We start from the raw sequence: 17,414 nt of genomic DNA, 5'->3' as shown, positions 1-17,414 counted from the left end.
GCTGCGGTGGTGCCTATTCGACCGGGCGTGGGATGGAAAGCCATGATGCAGCGCAAATCGGCCTTTGAAGCCGCAGGAAATCGGCAGGAATTTCCTTTCGCTTGTCGGTCCGCTCCCGTATCGCCCTGACCGATAATGGCTTCGCACCTTCTACCTTCGACTTTTCGCGCCGAATTGGGCGCCACCATGCGTCTTGCCGGTCCGCTGGCACTCGCCAACCTGCTGCAGATGGCGGTCTTCGCGACCGACGTGATTTTCGTGGCACGCCTGGGGCAGCAGGCCCTGGCGGCCTCGAGCCTGGCGATCGCGATCGTCGCGCTGATGATGATGGGCATCAATGGCGTGACCGGCGCGGTTGCCCCGCTGATCGCTGCTGAAATCGGCCGCCGCCGCAATTCCGTGCGCGAAGTGCGCCGCTCGACGCGCATGGCGCTGTGGGTGGCGGTCCTGTTCAGCCTCGGCGCCATCGCGCTGTCGCAATTGGGCAACCTGCTGATGGAAGCCACCGGGCAGGATCCCGAGGTTTCCGTGACGGCGTCGGCCTTCCTCAGGCTGGTGAGCATCGCCGTGCTGCCAATGACCATCGCCAACGTGCTGCGCACCTTCGTTTCCGCGCTGGGCCGGCCGTTCTTCGCCACGGTGATCACGGCGCTGGCGATCGGCGTCAATGCCACCGGCAACTACGTGCTGGTCTTCGGACACTTCGGCTTTCCGGCGCTCGGCCTCATGGGTTCCGCGCTGGCCAGCATCACCACGGCCTGCGTGATGGTGCTGGCCTATATCGTGGCCATCCGCAGCGACCGCCGCCTGCGCCGCTATCATGTGCTTGGGCGCATCTGGCGGACCGAATGGCAGCGCCTGCGCCAGATCCTCTCGCTCGGCCTGCCGATCGCGGCGACGCTCATTGCGGAGGGCGGGCTGTTCAGCGGCGCCGCGTTCCTGATGGGGCGCATCGGCGAAGCGCAGCTTGCCGCCCATACCGTCGCCCTCCAGATCGCGGCTTTTGCCTTCCAGGTGCCTTTCGGCGTGGGTCAGGCCGCGACGATCCGGGTCGGCTATCACTACGGCGCGGGCAACCGCATCGGCGTGGGCCTGGCAGGCTGGGCTGCGATCACCGTGGCGATGATCTTCATGGTCCTCTCGGCATCGACCATGCTGCTGGCGCCGCGGTTCATCCTTTCCGCCTATGTCGACGTGGAGGCGCCGCAAAACGCCGTGCTGGTGGGTTTCGCGCTGCATTTCCTGTTCGTGGCGGCGATATTCCAGCTGACCGACGGGCTTCAGGCGGTGGCGGCCGGCGCTCTGCGCGGCATCCAGGACACCCGCGTGCCGATGGCCATCGCGCTGTTCGGATACTGGGTCACGGGCTTCGCCACCTCGGCCCTGCTCGGCCTGTTCACCCCGCTGGAAGGCGTGGGCGTGTGGATCGGCCTGGCCGTGGGGCTGACCGTGGCGGCGGTGCTGCTGCTGGCGCGCTGGCACTGGCGCGAAGAGTTCCACCTCGACCGGGTGTAACCGTCTCGTCTCATCCCGCGCCCATACCGGGTGAGAAATTTTTGGAAGCGATGCGCTTGACGTCGCCTCGGGCCAGAACCATATCCACGGCCGTTGGCACTCTACAACCATGAGTGCCAATTCCAGTTTCTTGCCCTTTAGTTCGTAGGATTAGGGAGATCCCCATGACTTTCCGCCCGCTGCACGACCGTGTTCTCGTGCGCCGCGTCGAGGCCGAAGAAAAGACGGCCGGTGGCATCATCATCCCCGACAGCGCCAAGGAAAAGCCGGCTGAAGGCGAAATCGTCGCCGTCGGCACCGGCGCCCGCGCCGAAAACGGCACCATCACTCCGCTCGACGTCAAGGTCGGCGACCGCGTGCTGTTCGGCAAGTGGTCCGGCACCGAAGTCAAGGTTGGCGGCGAAGACCTGCTGATCATGAAGGAATCGGACATCCTCGGCGTTATCGGCTGAGAATCGACGATTTCCGCATTTTCCAGATTTTCTAAAAGGAATTCAAAATGGCAGCCAAGGACGTAAAGTTCGGCCGCGACGCGCGTGAACGCATTCTCGCCGGCGTCGACACCCTCGCCAATGCCGTCAAGGTGACCCTGGGCCCCAAGGGCCGCAACGTCGTGATCGAGAAGAGCTTCGGCGCTCCCCGCATCACCAAGGACGGTGTCTCGGTCGCCAAGGAAATCGAACTCAAGGACAAGTTCGAGAACATGGGCGCGCAGATGCTGCGCGAAGTGGCCTCGAAGGCCAACGACAAGGCCGGTGACGGCACCACCACCGCGACCGTTCTCGCCCAGGCGATCGTTCGCGAAGGCATGAAGTCGGTTGCCGCCGGCATCAACCCGATGGACCTGAAGCGCGGTATCGACCTCGCCGTCCACAAGGTCGTCGAAAACCTCAAGACCCGCTCGACCCCGGTCGCCGGTTCGGCCGAAATCGCCCAGGTCGGCATCATCTCCGCCAACGGCGACGTCGAAGTCGGCGAGAAGATCGCCGAAGCGATGGAGAAGGTCGGCAAGGAAGGCGTGATCACCGTTGAAGAGGCCAAGGGTCTCGAATTCGAACTCGATGTCGTCGAAGGCATGCAGTTCGATCGCGGCTACCTCTCGCCCTACTTCGTCACCAACCCCGACAAGATGACGGTCGAGCTCGAAAACCCCTACATCCTCATCCACGAAAAGAAGCTTTCGTCGCTCCAGGCGCTGCTTCCGATCCTGGAAGCCGTGGTGCAGTCGGGTCGTCCGCTCCTCATCATCGCCGAAGACATCGAGGGTGAGGCTCTTGCCACGCTCGTCGTCAACAAGCTGCGTGGCGGCCTGAAGATCGCAGCCGTCAAGGCTCCGGGCTTCGGCGATCGTCGCAAGGCCATGCTGGGCGACATCGCCACGCTGACCGCCGGCGAGATGATCTCGGAAGACCTCGGCATCAAGCTTGAGAGCGTCACGCTCGGCATGCTTGGCGAAGCCAAGAAGGTCACCATCGACAAGGACAACACCGTCATTGTCGACGGCGCCGGTTCGCATGACGAAATCAAGGGCCGCGTCGAGCAGATCCGTTCGCAGATCGAAGTCACCACTTCGGACTACGACCGTGAAAAGCTGCAGGAACGCCTGGCCAAGCTGGCCGGCGGCGTTGCCGTCATCAAGGTCGGCGGTGCCACCGAAGTCGAAGTGAAGGAACGCAAGGACCGCGTCGACGACGCTCTCCACGCGACCCGCGCTGCGGTTGAAGAAGGCATCGTCCCCGGCGGCGGTACCGCGCTGCTCTACGCGATCCGCGCTCTCGACGGCCTGGCCGGCGCGAACGAAGACCAGACCCGCGGCGTGGACATCGTCCGCAAGGCGATCTCGGCTCCGGTGAAGCAGATCGCCGAGAACGCCGGCAGCGACGGCGCCGTCGTTGCAGGCAAGCTGCTCGACCAGACCGACGAGAACATCGGCTTCAACGCCGCGACCGACGTCTACGAGAACCTCAAGGCTGCCGGCGTCATCGACCCGACCAAGGTCGTTCGCACCGCGCTGCAGGATGCGGCTTCGGTTGCCGGCCTGCTGATTACCACCGAAGCGGCGATCAGCGACAAGCCGGAAGACAAGGCCTCCATGCCGGCAATGCCCGACATGGGCGGCATGGGCGGCATGGGCGGCTTCTAAGCCACTCCCGTCACCGACGCGAATTGGGGCCGGAAGGAGCAATCCTTCCGGCCCTTTTTCTTGGCCGGGTAAACGGCAACGACATTCGCCTACTCCTCTCCAAGTTCGTCATTGCGAGCAATGACGAAAGGATGGGAGCGGTTTTCAGCCAGCCAGTATTACCTTCGCTCAACGGATTCGTTCATCTGGGCGAAAGGATTGTACGATTCCGAGCAATTGCCCGCATGGAACATGCAGTTCGTCGCGCCGGGCTGGCGCTTTATCTCGTTACCGTTAACTCTGTAGGAACATGTACAAGTACAGGGTGGGATCTGCATGATCGGGGCAGAGAAACTCGTTGCGCAGTGCCGCAAGGGCACGGGGCGCTTCCTTCAGATTGCGGGCTTGGTCGCCGCGGGCCTTTCGCTGGGCAGCTTGTCGCTGGCACCGGCGCAGGCGCAAGTCCGGACGCAGTTCCGCGCCCATTCGGGTGTCGTCAATGCGTCGGGTTCCAGCTATCAGGCCGGGGCCATCGGCGATGTGCAGGATTCGTTCGATTCGGTGTTCGGCACCGAGGAACGGGCGCCGCGCACGTATTCCAGCGATTTCGGTAAGCAGCTCGCTTCGGTGGCGAACGCCTCGCAGGGCCGCATCGGCGTCGCGGCGGTGGACCTGTCCACCGGACGCATGGTCGACGTGCTGGGCAACCAGCGCTTTCCCATGGCCAGCACCAGCAAGATCGCCATTGCCGCGACATTCCTGGAAGGCGTGGACAAGGGCAAATGGACGCTTTCCAGCGAGTTCCCGCTGATGGTTCCAGTGCCCTCCGCGCCGTTCTCCAGCGCCGTCGCGCCGGTGCGGGCCGGCACTTACATGAGCGCTCGCCAGCTGATCGAGCTGATGATCACCCGCTCGAACAACTACGCCACGGACGCCTTGCTCAAGGTGGTGGGCGGGCCATCGGCCGTGAACGCCTGGGTCCGCCGGACCGGCATCGATGAGTGGCATATCGACCGCGACATCGCCACCCTGGTCCGCGACGATGGCGCCATCGATCCCGCCAAGGTCGTCGACAAGCGCGACAGCGCGACGCCGATCGCGGTGGTCGAACTGCTCTCGGGCATCTACCAGGGCAAGTGGATGAGCAAGCAGGGCCGCGACGTCCTGCTCGGCGCCATGAGCCGCACCGTCACCGGCAAGCGGCGCATTCGCGCGGGGCTTCCCGCCGAAGTTTCGGTTTCGCACAAGACCGGATCGCTCAACAACACTTCCAGCGACATCGGCATCATCGAGACGCCGGACGGCCGGGCCTATGCCGTGGCGATCTATGTCACCGGACAGGGCACGCGCCCGAACCGCGAGGCGCGTATCGCCAGCATCGCCCGCGCCATCTACGAGGGCTACCTGGCGGAAGGCTCTTCCTACCGCACTGCCGTGCGCTGAGCTTCCGCACGGCCCCGGCCGTGCAGAAGGCCACGAAAAAGGCGCTTCGGACCGGGTCCGAAGCGCCTTTTTCGTAATCGCAACCGGGCGGCGGGCGCCCGGTCCCCGAGGATCAGTGCTGGTCGGCGGCGTCGTGCGGGGTGCTTTCCGCATCGGTGACGTCGGCGGCGGCCTTCTCGGCATCGGCGGCGATGTCGTCAGTGGTCTTTTCGGCCTTCTTGGCAGCGTCGGCAGCGGCATCCTTCACGCCGTCGGCAGCGTCGCCCGCAGCGTCCGAAGCCTTGGCGCCGAGATCGGTCATGGCATCGCCCACGTCATCGGCAGCGTCCGACACGTCGCTGGCAGCCGAAGTGGCGGTGTCCGATGCGGCGTCCTGCGTCTTCTCGGAGCAGGCGGCGAGCGACAGGGCCGCGACGGCGGCAGTGGCGGCGATAACGATCTTGCGCATGTTCTCGGTATTCCCTCGTTTGCTGAAAGCGTTTGCTGAAAAGACAAACCCTGTGAGCCCATCCGCGCGGATGCGGGCGGCTTCCCCCCGTGGAAGGAGAAACTAGGCCGCTCGGACGCGCGATTCAAGCAGTCGCGGGCAAACGACGGGGGAGCGAATTGGTTCCATCTATTCCGCCGGGTGATTTCACCCGTCTCTTTCCACTGCCCTGCTGACGGCCCGCGCCCGCGCTGCTAGTGGTCTTGCCATGGATTCCAAGCAGCATCTCTACCTCGTCGACGGCTCGGCCTACATCTTCCGCGCCTATCACCGTCTGCCGCCCCTGACGAACCCGGAAGGGACGCCGGTGGGCGCGGTCTACGGCTATACGACGATGCTGTGGAAGCTCGCGGACGACCTGAACAAGGCCGACGGCCCGACTCACCTGGCGGTGATCCTCGATGCCGGCAGCCATTCGTTCCGCAACGATATCTACGACGACTACAAGGCCAACCGCCCCCCGCCGCCCGAGGATCTGGTCCCCCAGTTCCCGCTGATCCGCGACGCCACCCGCGCGTTCTCGCTGCCCTGCATCGAGGAAGCAGGCTTCGAGGCGGACGACCTGATCGCCTCCTACGCCCGCGCCGCCACGGCGCAGGGATGGGACGTGACCATCGTGTCCTCGGACAAGGACCTGATGCAGCTGGTCGGCAAATGCGGGATCGGTGGCGGCTGCGTCGACATGCTCGACACCATGAAGAACCAGCGCATCGACATTCCCGAAGTGGTCGAGAAGTTCGGCGTCCCGCCCGAAAAGGTGGGCGACGTGCTGGCGCTGATGGGCGATTCGGTGGACAACGTGCCCGGTGTCTACGGCGTCGGCCCCAAGACTGCCTCGAAGCTGATCCAGGACTATGGCGACCTCGAATCCGCGCTCGCCGCTGCGCCGTCGATGAAGAAATCCAAGCTCCAGGAGCGCCTGATCGAACAGGCCGAGCAGGCCCGCCTGTCCAAGGTGCTGGTCACTCTGAAGGAAGACTGCACGCTGCCGATGGCGCTGGAGGATTTCAAGCTGGACGCGATCCCGCCCGCGCCGCTTGCGGAATTCCTTGGCAGGCACGGCTTCACCAGCCTGCTCAAGCGTCTGGACGGCGGCACCGGCAGCCCGGACCGGCCGACCCAGCTTCACCCGGCCAAGCCGGTCACGGCAGCCAGCGGCCCCACCGAGGGCGCGGCGCGCCAGTCGCTGCCGGAATGGCCGGCGGTGGACTATGCCGCCTACGAATGCGTGCAGACCGTGGAAGCGCTGGAGCGCTGGGTGGCGCGCGGGCTGGCCGCGCATGTCGTGGCCATCGACACCGAGACATCGATGCTCGATTCGATGAAAGCGGATCTGGCAGGCGTCAGCCTTGCGCTCGGCCCGAACGATGCGTGCTATATTCCGCTCGGCCATGGCGGCACCGACATGTTCGCCGAGAAGCCGCAGCAGGTGCCGCTGCAGACTGCCCTGGCGCTGCTGAAGCCGCTGCTGGAGAGCGATGCGGTGCTCAAGGTCGGGCAGAACATCAAGTATGATCTCAATGTGCTGGCCCGCCACGGCATAGACGTGGCGCCGGTGGACGATACGATGATCGTCAGCTTCTGCCTCGATGCCGGCCGCCAGATCGAGGGCATCGGCGGCGGGCACGGCATGGACGAACTGTCCGAACGCCACCTTTCGCACAAGACCATGGCCTTCAAGGACGTCTGCGGTACCGGCAAGAAGGCGATCCCCTTCGGCGAGGTCCCGCTGGACCGCGCCACGCCTTATGCGGCCGAAGATGCCGACGTGACCTGGCGCCTCCACGCCCTGCTCAAGCCGCGCCTTGCGGACGAAGGCGGCACGCGCATCTACGAGCGGGTCGACCGCCCGCTGATCCCGGTCGTGGCGCAGATGGAGCGCCACGGCATCAAGGTGGACCGCGAGAAGCTGGCCGGTCTCTCCAGCCAGTTCGCCGAGGCGATCGGCGCGCTGGAAGGCGAGATCTACGGCAAGGTCGGCCAGGAATTCACCATCGGCAGCCCCAAGCAGCTCGGCGATATTCTGTTCGAGAAGCTTGGCTACAAGGGCGGCAAGAAGGGCAAGAGCGGCCAGTATTCCACCGACCAGTCGGTCCTGGAGGGCCTGGCCACCCAGGGCGCCGAAGTCGCCACCAAGGTGCTGGAATGGCGCCAGCTTTCCAAGCTGCGCTCGACTTATACCGAGGCCCTGCAGGCGGCGATCAACCCGCGGACCGGGCGGGTCCATACCAGCTACAGCCTTGTCGGCGCCCAGACCGGGCGTTTGTCCTCCACCGATCCAAACCTCCAGAATATCCCGATCCGCACCGAAATCGGCCGCCAGATCCGCGACTGCTTCGTGGCCGAGCCGGGCAATGTCCTGCTGGCCGCCGACTATTCGCAGATCGAACTGCGCTTGGCCGCGCATATGGCCGACGTGCCCAGCCTCAAGGAAGCGTTCGCCGAGGGCGAGGACATTCACTCGCGCACGGCGATGGAGATGTTCGGCACCGTGGACCGCGACACGCGCGGGCGCGCCAAGACCATCAACTTCGCGATCCTCTACGGCATTTCCCGCTGGGGCCTCGCCGGCCGTCTCGGCACCGAGGCGGACGAGGCCCAGGCCATGATCGACCGCTACTTCGAGCGGTTCCCGGGCATCCAGCGCTACATCGTCCACACCCTCGAACAAGTGCGCGAGCGCGGCTATTCGGAGACCCTGTTCGGCCGCAAGACCTGGTTCCCGCGCATCACCTCGAAGAACGGCGCCGAGCGCCAGGGCAGCGAGCGCGCGGCGATCAATGCGCCGATCCAGGGCACCAGCGCCGATATCATCAAGCGCGCCATGGTCCGCATGAACCCGGCGCTCGCGGCAGCGGGGCTTGGCCATGTCCGCATGTTGCTTCAGGTGCACGACGAACTGGTGTTCGAACTGCCGGAAGCCGATGTCGCGGCCGCGTCCGACGTGATCCGCAGCGTGATGGCCGGCGCGGCGGCGCCTTCCGTCAGCCTCGACGTGCCGCTGGGCGTGGAGATCGGCTCGGGCCTGAGCTGGGGCGCGGCGCACTGACGGCCCAAGTTGGGGAGGCGCCGGCGGCAGGTGAGCCGCGGCGCCGATCCCCGGGCAGCGCCTAGGTTCCGCTTTGGCCCTGCTGGGGAGCGTCCGCCGCCCCAGGCCATTTCCCGTCAGTCGACAGCAGAACGGTGTCCGCTATCCGGGACATCGGTTCCTCACCGGCCGGGCATGAGGCCGTATGCCGCCATCACGCGCCATAGGCCCTCGAAATGGCCTGCGGAATGACGGGCGATGGCCTCCGCTTCGCGCGAAACGCCCTGCAACACCGATGAATCGAAGCCCGGGATGAAACTGCTGCGATGCAGCATTGTTTCAGCACCATGATCCAGTTCATCGATCGCATCCTCGACGGGTTGCCCGATTGGGCGGAGCGGCCGCTCATGGCGGTGCTGGCCGCGCTGATCGGGCTGGTGCTGGCATTCGCTGTGCACACTTTGCTGTTCCGCATCCTCAACCGCATTGCCCATCGCAGCGCGAGCGAGGCGGACGACCTGGTGGTGAACCGGCTCAACCGGCCGACGCGCTGGGCTTTCCTGGCGATGGGCGTCGTGCTGGCCGCGCGCGAGACCCCGGCGCTGGAATCGATCTGGGAGCGGTTCGCGCCTTTCGTCATGCCGCTCCTCACCGGCTGGGTCGCCGTGGCCGTGCTGCGCGCCTTCGTCGAAGCGATGATCGTGCGCGCCGACATCTCGGTGGAGAACAACCGCAATGCCCGCCGCCGCCGGACCCGGCTGGCGATCTTCAGCCGTATCGGCACGTTCCTCATCGTGTTCCTCACCGTATCCGGCATGCTGGCCTCGGTGCCCGGCGTGCGGGAGATCGGCGTGACGCTGATGGCTTCGGCGGGACTGGCGGCCCTGGCGGTCGGCGCGGCGGCGCAGCCCGCGCTCAAGGCGCTGATCGCCGGCTTCCAGATGGCGATGACCGAGCCCATCTCCATCGACGACGTCATCATCCTCGACGGCGAATGGGGCCGCATCGAGGATATCCGCACGACATACGTGGTCGTGCGGCTGTGGGACGACCGGCGCCTGGTGGTACCGTCCAACCGTTTCCTGGAGGACACCTTCCAGAACTGGACCAAGACGACCTCGCAGCTCTTGGGTACGGTGTTCCTCTATCTCGACCAGGGCACCGAAATCGGCCCGATCCGTGAGGAATACAGCCGCCAGATCACGGCGCACCGCTTGTGGGACAAGCGCGCCCAGGTGCTGCAAGTGACGGATTGCAAGGACGAGGCCATCGAAGTGCGCCTGCTCATGAGCGCCAAGGACGGCCCGACCCTGTTCGACCTGCGCTGCGAGATCCGCGAGAGCATGATGGACTGGATCCGCCGGAACCAGCCCGAGGCGCTCGTGCGGCGGCGGACCCTGCCGGTCGGGCCGGTGGAAATGGGTGCCACCGCGGGTTTGGCCGAACTTGTCGCCGCCTCAGCGAATAGCGAGGCCAGGAAGGCGAACTGACCGGGCGGCCCGGACGTGGGCGCTAGCCCAGCGCGATCTCTTCACCCAATTCCAGCGCCGCGCGAAAATCCGCGTCGTGGCTGACGCAGAGGATGGCGCCGTCGTAGCCGCGCAGGGCCTGCTCCAGCATCTCCACCGAGGCGAGATCCAGGTGATTGGTGGGCTCGTCGAGGATCAGCAGCCAGGGGACGTCCCGGCGCGTGAAGAGGCAGGCCAAAGCCAGCCGCATCCGCTCGCCGCCGGAGAGGGTGGAGATGTCCCGCTCGGCCCAGGCGCTGCGGAAGCCGAAGCGGGCAAGGGCGGCGTGTGCGGCGTGGCGGTCGGCATCGGGGTTGAGCCGCAAGTAGGCGTCCAGCACGCTTCCGCGCTCGCCCAGCAGGGAGACGTGCTGGTCCAGCAAGGCGATGCGCGCATTCCTGGAGTGAAGATCGCCGCTATGGATATTGCCAGCGTCGGGCCGGTCGAGCCCGGCCAGGATGCGGATCAGGCTGGTCTTGCCCGAGCCATTCGGCCCGGTCACGGCGATCCGGCGCGGGCCGCGCAGAAGGAGGTCGAGCGGACCGAACAACCGCCGCCCGCCGCGCTCGCAGCATAGGCCCTGCGCCTCGATCAGGGTGTGGCCGGCAGGCAGTCCGCTCGGCGGCAGGTCGATATGGATCGGCGCCAGCACTTCGACTTCGCGGCGGGCCACGTCGAACTGCTCCTGGACGCGGCCGACCAGTTCGTCGCCCAGCTTGCGCTGTCGCCCGCCCGTTTCCTCGGCCCGCTGCTTGCGCGCGCCGAGCAGGATCTTTGGATCGCCGCCCTTCGCAGCGTCCTTGCGGCCCTTGCTGTCGCGGCGCGCCTGCTTCTCGGCTTCCTGCTGCTTCTCGCGCCGGGCCTGCCGCAGGGCGTCCTCGCTGCGTTCGAGCGCCGAGGCCGCGCGGGCGCGTTCGGCGCTGCGCTGTTCGTCGAATGCGTCCCAGCCGCCGCCGACCATATGGATGCCCACGCTCGTCAGTTCGACGATGCGGTCGGCGCGGCGAAGCAGGTCGCGGTCATGGCTGGCGACGAGCATGCCGCCGCTCCAGGCACCCAGCAAGTCGGCCACGGCCTGGCGTCCGGCATCGTCGAGATTGTTGGTCGGCTCGTCGAGCAGGAGCACGTCGGGTTCGCCCAGCAGCAGCCCCGTCAGCATGAGCCGGGTACGCTGCCCGCCGCTGAAGCTGGCGAGCCGGCGCGCGGGGTCAAGCTCCGCGAAGCCCGCCAGGGCGGCAGCTTTCTCGAAACGTTCGGCAAGGGTCCAGTCGGCGAGGTCGAAATCGTCGTCCTCAAACCGGCCTTGCGTGATGCGGTCGAGCCGGGCGAAGTGGGCGGCAAGGCCCAGCGCCTCGGCGACGCTGGCGTTCTCATCGGGGGGAAGCTGGCGCAGCAGGCCGATCCGGCCCTGGCGCGTGATCGTGCCTTCGGAAACCGGAACTTCGCCGGCAATCGCGCGCAGGAGCGTGCTCTTGCCCGCACCGTTGCGGCCGACCAGCCCCAGGGTTTCGCGGCCGAGCGCGAAAGTGAGATCGCGGAAGAGGGGAGAACCGTCGGGCGCCGAGCAGGCAACGCGGTCGAGAGTCAGAAATGTCATGGGAACACCGGCAGATAGCGTTTGGGAAAAACGGGCTATGTGCTCAGATGTCCATCGATCCATTCCTTCGGTTGCGACCGGTTCCTTACCTCAACGCGCTTCCATGGGCAAGTCGGCCCATGGACGAATCAGGCGCCTTTGGTGCAGGCCGGGGTGATCTGGAATATCTGGTTCCAGTTCTTGCCGGTCACGAAAATGCGGCGGCCTGGCGCGTCCCAGGCGATACCGTTGAGCACGGCATCGACGCCGGCGCCGCCCGCCTGCTCGCGCAGCCCGGCAAGGTCGAGCCAGGACTTCACTTTGCCCGTCTTCGGGTCGATGCGGGCGATGCGGTCGGTCATCCAGACATTGGCCCAGATCTCGCCGTCGATCCATTCCAGCTCGTTGAGATTCTCGACGGGCTTGCCCTCGGCCGTGACGGCGAGGCTGCCGGTCTGGCGCATGGTTGCCGGATCGCGGAGGCGCAGGGCGGCGGACCCGTCGCTCTGGTAGATCGTGTTGCCGCTGCGCGTCATGCCCCAGCCTTCGCCTTCGTAATGGAAGGTTCCCAGCGGTTTCAGCGTGGTGCGATCCCAGCGATAGCCGATCCCGTCGCGCCAGGTCAGGCTGATGAGCTGGCCGTTCCAGTCGATCAGCCCCTCGCCGAAGACCGCAGGATCGATCTCGATCTGCCCCACCGGCTCCAGCGTTTCCAGCTTGCGCACGACGATGCGGGAATCGCCCTTCTGGCCGGTGCTTTCGTAGAGCAGGCCCCGGTCGAAGAAGAGGCCTTCGGTGAAGGCGGCGGTGTCATGCGGGAAGGCGTTGTCGATGCGGTAGCCGCAGACCGGCACATCCTTCGCCTGCGCGGCAGGGGCAGCGGTGAGGGCGAGTGCGGCGGCGAGCAGGGCGCGGACGGGAGAATTCATGCGATGCAGGTGCCGCAAGGGCGCGGCCTCCGCAAGAGGCGATGGGATGGGGAGGGGCCGTCGTCCCGGACCGGGTCCGGGACGACGTACCGCTCAATCGCCGTGCTTCTTTTCGCGGCGGGATTCGACCATGCCGGGGGCGATGAAACCGATCGGGATCACTTCCATGGCCCGCTTTTTCAGTTCGCCCTTCATGCGCTCGTACTCGGCTTCCATTTCCTCGGTCACCGTGGCGCGGCTGTCCTCGAGTGCATCGTCGAAGTCCTCGCGGCGAACCTGTTCCACTTCGGCACCGCGCTTGCGGATGGCGATCAGACCGGCGCGGCGCACCACGTCCTCAAGGTCCGCGCCGGTGAACCGCTCGGTCCGCGCGGCGACATCGCGCAGCGAGACATCGTCGGCCAGCGGCATGCGGGCGGTGTGGATGCCCAGGATGTGCTCGCGCCCGGCCTCGTCAGGCGTGCCGACATAGACCAGCTCGTCGAAGCGGCCGGGGCGCAGCAGGGCGGGATCGACCAGCGCCGGGCGGTTGGTCGCGCCGATCAGCACGACCGACTGCAGTTCCTCCATGCCGTCCATCTCGGCAAGGATGGTGTTGACCACGCGGGAGGTGACTTGCGGTTCGCCGCCACCCCCGCCCATGCCGCGGGCGGGCACGAGGCTGTCGATCTCGTCGATGAAGATCACGCAAGGCGCGACCTGGCGGGCGCGGGCGAAGAGGCGGGCGATCTGCTGCTCGCTCTCGCCGTACCACTTGGACAGCAGGTCGGACGACTTGATCGAGATGAAGTTCGCCTCCGCCTCCTTGGCGACGGCCTTGGCGAGCAGGGTCTTGCCGGTGCCCGGCGGGCCGTAGAGCAGGAAGCCCTTGGCCGGGCGGATACCCAGCTTGTGGAAGGCTTCCGGGTTCTTCAGCGGCAGTTCCACGCCTTCCTTCAGCTTGAGCTGCGCATTGTCGAGGCCGCCGATGTCGGCCCAGCCGATGTTGGGCACTTGCACCATGACTTCGCGCATGGCCGAAGGCTGGACGCGCTTGAGCGCGGCCACGAAATCCTCGCGAAGGACCTGGAGTTCTTCCAGCACTTCGGGAGGGATGGTGCGGGCTTCGAGGTCCAGCCGGGGCATGATCCGGCGCACGGCCTCGATCGCCGCCTCGCGGGCGAGGGCGGCGAGGTCGGCGCCGACGAAGCCGTGGGTGGTGCGCGCGAGTTCGTTCAGATCGACCTTGCTGCCCAGCGGCATGCCGCGCGTGTGGATGCCGATGATCTCGCGGCGTCCGGCTTCGTCCGGCACACCGATCACGATCTCGCGGTCGAACCGGCCGGGACGGCGCAGGGCCTCGTCGATGGCGTCGGGCCGGTTGGTGGCGGCGATCACCACGACATGAGCGCGGCTGTCGATGCCGTCCATCAGGGTGAGCAACTGGGCAACGAGGCGCTTTTCCGCCTCGCCGTGAACCTGGCTGCGCTTGGGCGCGATCGAATCGATCTCGTCGATGAAGATGATCGCCGGCGCGGCCTTGGTGGCCTGCTCGAACACCTCGCGCAGGGCCTTCTCGCTTTCGCCATAGCCCGATCCCATGATCTCGGGACCGTTGATGGTGAAGAAGTTGGCCTCGCTCTCGTTGGCGACCGCCTGGGCGAGGCGCGTCTTGCCGGTGCCCGGCGGGCCGTGCAGCAGCACGCCCTTCGGCGGGGCGACGCCGAGGCGGGTGAACAGTTCGGGATAGCGCAGCGGCAGTTCCACCATTTCGCGCAGTTGGCGGATGGTGTCGCTCATGCCGCCGACATCGTCGTAGTTGACGTCGCCGCGCGCGTCGTGGGCTTCCTCGAAGACCTCGCGCAGTTCCACTTCCGTGTTCTCGTCGATGTGCACGATGCCGCGCGGCGTGGTGGAAACGACGTTGAGGCGGATCTGGGTCAGCGCATAGGCCGGTGCATCGAACATGCGGCGAAGCTGCGGGGGAATATCCGCGACCTGCTGCTGGCCGGTGGTGGCGACAAGGTCTCCCTGCACCATCGGGCGGCCGAAGAAGTTGCGCTTCAGCGCGGCCGAGGGCCCCTGGAGGCGCATATCCTTCTGCGCGGGCGCGAAGACCACGCGCTGCGCGGGGCGCGATTCCGCCTTGCGCACGATGACGTGATCGCCGGATCCGACTTCGGCATTGCCGCGCTGGAGGCCGTCCAGGCGAATGACCTGAAGGCCTTCGTCCTCGTCATAGGCAAGCACGGCGCGTGCGACGGTGGCGGCCTTGCCGGTGATTTCCAGCACGTCGCCTTCCATCGCGCCGATCTCGGAAAGCGCCGCGCGCGAGAGGCGGGCGATTCCCTGGCCGCTTTCTTCCTGTCGGGCAGCCGCGACCTGCAGCTTCACGGTCCGATCGTCGACGTTGGTCTGGGCGTCCGCCATGAGTGTCCTTTCATCCTCCCGATGCCGGCATCCACCGCTTCGTGCGTGCCGTCCGGGGTGTGGATCAGGAACTAGGTATCGGTCTCCCGGATTTCAAACCAACCAACGGTCACTGCGGATGTTTCCGATGGAACTCTTTGAGAACGCCGTTCTCAAAGAGGCAAAAAGAAGGCCCGGACGTTGCCGGCCGGGCCATGAAAGTTTTGGGAGAGGATGCCTGAAAGGCAGCTTCTATATGCTCCGAATAGGGTTTTTGTGCAAGTGCGAAAACACCGATTTGAGATTGCGAAACGCGCAAGCAACGTTGCGCAGCCGGTAACTACCCCGGGTATACGACCTGCATTTTAAATAAAACAATGACTTATGAAATGAATCACCTTTCATGTCGGTCTTGACGCAATCGTCAAGGCGATGCGCCTGTCCGTTAGAATGCAAACGTTGACTGTTGCGTCGCGCCATTTGCTCACCGTGCTGAGTATCCAGCGGAAAAGACGCCCGATCATGCGAAAGGGCGCCGGGGCACGGCCTGAAGCCGGCACCGACGCCCTCGATACGATTTACCTGCGCGCCTTGCGAGAACTCGTCAGTGCGAGAACAGGACCGCGGGGGCGCTCGCTTCGGACAGGAAGTGGGCGGTGACGCCGCCGAAGAGGAATTCGCGCAGGCGGCTCTTGCCGTAGGCGCCCATGACCAGCAGGTCCGCGTGGTTCTGGTTCACGGCCAGCGCCAAGGTTTCCTCGGTGGAACCGCGCCTTTCGTATTCCTCGTACTCTGCATGAAGCCCGTTGCGCGACAGATAGCGCAAGGCATCGGTTACCGGAAAGCCGCCGGACTTCTCGATCACGGTCACCAGCTTGACCGTCTGCGCGCTCTGCAACAGCGGCACGGCAGCCTTGAGGGCGCTGGCGGCTTGCTCGCCGCCGTCCCAGGCGATGACGGCGCGGCGGATCGGCAGGGCCAGCGTGCGGCCTTCGGGCAGGGCCAGGACCGGCGCGCGGGCCACCATGGCCAGTTGCCCGGCAATGCCGCTGGAGCGCGAGACGACCACCAGGTCGGACAGGCGCGCGGCACCGGCAAGGGCGGGAACCGGGTCTTCCTCGCTGCGGATCACTTCGAAGGGAATGTCGCCGCGCGTCAGGCGTGCCTCGATGGCCTCGGCGGCGCTGTCGTCCTCCCCGCGCGCCTTGTCGAGCGCTTCGGAAATGACATAGCTGCCGCCCATCGGGTCCATGGCGATATAGCGCGAGACCGGGGTATCGACGAGCACGGTTACGTGGCCGTCCATGTGGCGGGCGAGTTCGAGCGCGGTGGCGACGCGGCTGTCGCTATCGGGCTTGCGGTCGGCGTTCACGAGTATCGAGCGCATGGTATTTCTCCCGTTGATGGCAGCTAACCTATGGCCCGGTAACCTATCGTAAGGTCATGGAATTGCCATGACGAAGATCAAACTTCCGCTTCTCCGGCCGTTTCTATGGAGAGGCGGGTGGCGCGCTCGAACAGGTCCAGGATCATGGGATCGCGCTCTCGCGTGCGGATCGCGGCTTCGAAATGGACCTTGTGCTGCGGGCGGGGGAGCACTTCCACCAGGATCCCGCGTTCCAGCTCGCGGCGGACCATGGTTTCGGGCAGCACTGCCGCGCCCTGGCCGCGCGAGACGATCTCGATCAGCATGCGCACGTTGTTGCAGGTGTTGAGCGTGCGGGGCGCGATCCGGTGCTGCTCCAGGGTCTCCAGCGTGACTCCGTGGAGCGGGGAGTGGTCGGGCAGGGACCAGACGGGAAAGGAAGGAGCGCCCGGCGTCCCGTTGCGGCGCAAATCTGCGGATTCGGCCAAGGCGGGGCTGGAGGCCCAGACCAGGTCGACCGCGCCGATCGGCGTGGTCCGCAGGCCGGGGCTGGCGACGGGGCCGGCCAGGAACACGATGTCGCGGGTGCCCGAGAGAAGCTGCTGGAGCAGCCGGGCCGTCAGGTCGAGTTCGATTTCCAGTGTCACGCCGGGGCGTTCGCGCGCAATCGCGCCGATGAAGCCGGGCAGGCAGGTGGCGGCCGCGATCTCGCCCGAGCCGATCCGCACGGTGCCGCTGGCCCCTGCGAAGTCGCTGGCGTCGAGCAGCACGCGCTCCAGACCCTGCCGCAGCGGCTCGCAATCCTGCACCAGGCGGCGGCCGCGTGCCGTCAGCACCATGCGCCGTCCGTCGCGCTGGAACAGCGATACGCCGAGTTGCTCCTCGATCTCGCGAACCCGCGCGGAGATGGCGGGTTGGGTGGTGTTGAGTCTTTGCGCCGCGCCTGCGAACGTGCCGAGCCGGTCGATCCACATCAGCGTTTCGAGATGGAAAAGGGCGATACGTTTCATAACCGTGTCTTATCTATTCCGATAAATAACAATCGCTATTCG

The 17,414-nt window shown here is 66.2% G+C and carries 13 protein-coding genes; 6 read left to right on the top strand and 7 right to left on the bottom strand.

The genetic code is table 11. The features are described from left to right. The first annotated feature begins 186 nt into the window (after nucleotides 1-186). From EDF57_RS14135 to EDF57_RS14120, 4 genes are all read left to right on the top strand, one after another. On the top strand, nucleotides 187-1,515 hold the full coding sequence (locus tag EDF57_RS14135; RefSeq protein ID WP_243654139.1) for an MATE family efflux transporter: 1,329 nt from the start codon (nucleotides 187-189) through the stop codon (nucleotides 1,513-1,515). Nucleotides 1,516-1,679: 164 nt separating this feature from the next. Then, nucleotides 1,680-1,967 (top strand): co-chaperone GroES, encoded by a 288-nt coding sequence (gene groES / locus EDF57_RS14130; RefSeq protein WP_086492655.1) that lies wholly within the window; start codon nucleotides 1,680-1,682, stop codon nucleotides 1,965-1,967. 47 nt (nucleotides 1,968-2,014) lie between these two features. Continuing rightward, entirely contained in the window at nucleotides 2,015-3,658 is a 1,644-nt protein-coding gene (groL, locus tag EDF57_RS14125) for a chaperonin GroEL (RefSeq protein ID WP_132264534.1), read from the top strand. A 315-nt stretch (nucleotides 3,659-3,973) separates the two neighbouring features. Continuing rightward, nucleotides 3,974-5,080, top strand: coding sequence for a serine hydrolase (locus EDF57_RS14120; RefSeq protein ID WP_134094749.1), 1,107 nt, complete (start codon nucleotides 3,974-3,976; stop codon nucleotides 5,078-5,080). A gap of 112 nt (nucleotides 5,081-5,192) precedes the next feature. Here the strand turns inward: EDF57_RS14120 and EDF57_RS14115 are convergent, their stop codons facing one another. Continuing rightward, the gene (locus EDF57_RS14115; protein ID WP_134094748.1) at nucleotides 5,193-5,528 is read right to left on the bottom strand and encodes a hypothetical protein; all 336 of its coding nucleotides are present in this window, start codon (nucleotides 5,526-5,528) and stop codon (nucleotides 5,193-5,195) included. A 247-nt stretch (nucleotides 5,529-5,775) separates the two neighbouring features. On the opposite strand from EDF57_RS14115, the gene polA reads away from it, so the two are divergent. Further along, the gene (polA, locus tag EDF57_RS14110) at nucleotides 5,776-8,616 is read left to right on the top strand and encodes a DNA polymerase I (RefSeq protein WP_134094747.1); all 2,841 of its coding nucleotides are present in this window, start codon (nucleotides 5,776-5,778) and stop codon (nucleotides 8,614-8,616) included. A gap of 161 nt (nucleotides 8,617-8,777) precedes the next feature. On the opposite strand, the gene EDF57_RS25505 is transcribed toward polA, so the two are convergent. Further along, entirely contained in the window at nucleotides 8,778-8,930 is a 153-nt protein-coding gene (locus EDF57_RS25505) for a hypothetical protein (protein WP_166675278.1), read from the bottom strand. A gap of 12 nt (nucleotides 8,931-8,942) precedes the next feature. Between EDF57_RS25505 and EDF57_RS14105 the strand changes: the two genes are divergently transcribed. Further along, nucleotides 8,943-10,085: a mechanosensitive ion channel domain-containing protein gene (locus tag EDF57_RS14105; RefSeq protein ID WP_134094746.1), complete on the top strand. Its 1,143-nt coding sequence runs from the start codon at nucleotides 8,943-8,945 to the stop codon at nucleotides 10,083-10,085. A gap of 22 nt (nucleotides 10,086-10,107) precedes the next feature. Here EDF57_RS14105 and EDF57_RS14100 read toward each other — a convergent pair whose 3' ends face one another. The 5 genes from EDF57_RS14100 to EDF57_RS14080 form a co-directional block, all read right to left on the bottom strand. Next, complete coding sequence (locus tag EDF57_RS14100) at nucleotides 10,108-11,700, bottom strand: ABC-F family ATP-binding cassette domain-containing protein (RefSeq protein ID WP_208324871.1); 1,593 nt, start codon at nucleotides 11,698-11,700, stop codon at nucleotides 10,108-10,110. Nucleotides 11,701-11,828: 128 nt separating this feature from the next. Next, nucleotides 11,829-12,608 (bottom strand): glutaminyl-peptide cyclotransferase, encoded by a 780-nt coding sequence (locus EDF57_RS14095; protein WP_132264544.1) that lies wholly within the window; start codon nucleotides 12,606-12,608, stop codon nucleotides 11,829-11,831. Between the two features lie 93 nt (nucleotides 12,609-12,701). Continuing rightward, nucleotides 12,702-15,017 (bottom strand): CDC48 family AAA ATPase, encoded by a 2,316-nt coding sequence (locus tag EDF57_RS14090; protein ID WP_132264546.1) that lies wholly within the window; start codon nucleotides 15,015-15,017, stop codon nucleotides 12,702-12,704. 583 nt (nucleotides 15,018-15,600) lie between these two features. Further along, nucleotides 15,601-16,383, bottom strand: coding sequence for a universal stress protein (locus EDF57_RS14085; RefSeq protein WP_132264547.1), 783 nt, complete (start codon nucleotides 16,381-16,383; stop codon nucleotides 15,601-15,603). Between the two features lie 77 nt (nucleotides 16,384-16,460). Further along, entirely contained in the window at nucleotides 16,461-17,372 is a 912-nt protein-coding gene (locus tag EDF57_RS14080; RefSeq protein ID WP_134094744.1) for a LysR family transcriptional regulator, read from the bottom strand. Nucleotides 17,373-17,414: the final 42 nt, after the last annotated feature.

The sequence above is a fragment of the Novosphingobium sp. PhB55 genome (assembly GCF_004368805.1).
In the GTDB taxonomy this organism is placed as follows: domain Bacteria; phylum Pseudomonadota; class Alphaproteobacteria; order Sphingomonadales; family Sphingomonadaceae; genus Novosphingobium.
Note: the sequence above shows the minus strand (reverse complement) of the source record. Positions and strands in the feature narration are given on the sequence as shown.

What these genes read in the sequence shown, in the direction of transcription:
- EDF57_RS25505 (WP_166675278.1), bottom strand. Translation starts at nt 8,930, where the DNA reads ATGCTGCATCGCAGCAGTTTCATCCCGGGCTTCGATTCATCGGTGTTG.
- EDF57_RS14090 (WP_132264546.1), bottom strand. Translation starts at nt 15,017, where the DNA reads ATGGCGGACGCCCAGACCAACGTCGACGATCGGACCGTGAAGCTGCAG.
- polA (WP_134094747.1), top strand. Translation starts at nt 5,776, where the DNA reads ATGGATTCCAAGCAGCATCTCTACCTCGTCGACGGCTCGGCCTACATC.
- groES (WP_086492655.1), top strand. Translation starts at nt 1,680, where the DNA reads ATGACTTTCCGCCCGCTGCACGACCGTGTTCTCGTGCGCCGCGTCGAG.
- EDF57_RS14115 (WP_134094748.1), bottom strand. Translation starts at nt 5,528, where the DNA reads ATGCGCAAGATCGTTATCGCCGCCACTGCCGCCGTCGCGGCCCTGTCG.
- groL (WP_132264534.1), top strand. Translation starts at nt 2,015, where the DNA reads ATGGCAGCCAAGGACGTAAAGTTCGGCCGCGACGCGCGTGAACGCATT.
- EDF57_RS14135 (WP_243654139.1), top strand. Translation starts at nt 187, where the DNA reads ATGCGTCTTGCCGGTCCGCTGGCACTCGCCAACCTGCTGCAGATGGCG.
- EDF57_RS14080 (WP_134094744.1), bottom strand. Translation starts at nt 17,372, where the DNA reads ATGAAACGTATCGCCCTTTTCCATCTCGAAACGCTGATGTGGATCGAC.
- EDF57_RS14095 (WP_132264544.1), bottom strand. Translation starts at nt 12,608, where the DNA reads ATGAATTCTCCCGTCCGCGCCCTGCTCGCCGCCGCACTCGCCCTCACC.
- EDF57_RS14105 (WP_134094746.1), top strand. Translation starts at nt 8,943, where the DNA reads ATGATCCAGTTCATCGATCGCATCCTCGACGGGTTGCCCGATTGGGCG.
- EDF57_RS14085 (WP_132264547.1), bottom strand. Translation starts at nt 16,383, where the DNA reads ATGCGCTCGATACTCGTGAACGCCGACCGCAAGCCCGATAGCGACAGC.
- EDF57_RS14120 (WP_134094749.1), top strand. Translation starts at nt 3,974, where the DNA reads ATGATCGGGGCAGAGAAACTCGTTGCGCAGTGCCGCAAGGGCACGGGG.
- EDF57_RS14100 (WP_208324871.1), bottom strand. Translation starts at nt 11,700, where the DNA reads ATGACATTTCTGACTCTCGACCGCGTTGCCTGCTCGGCGCCCGACGGT.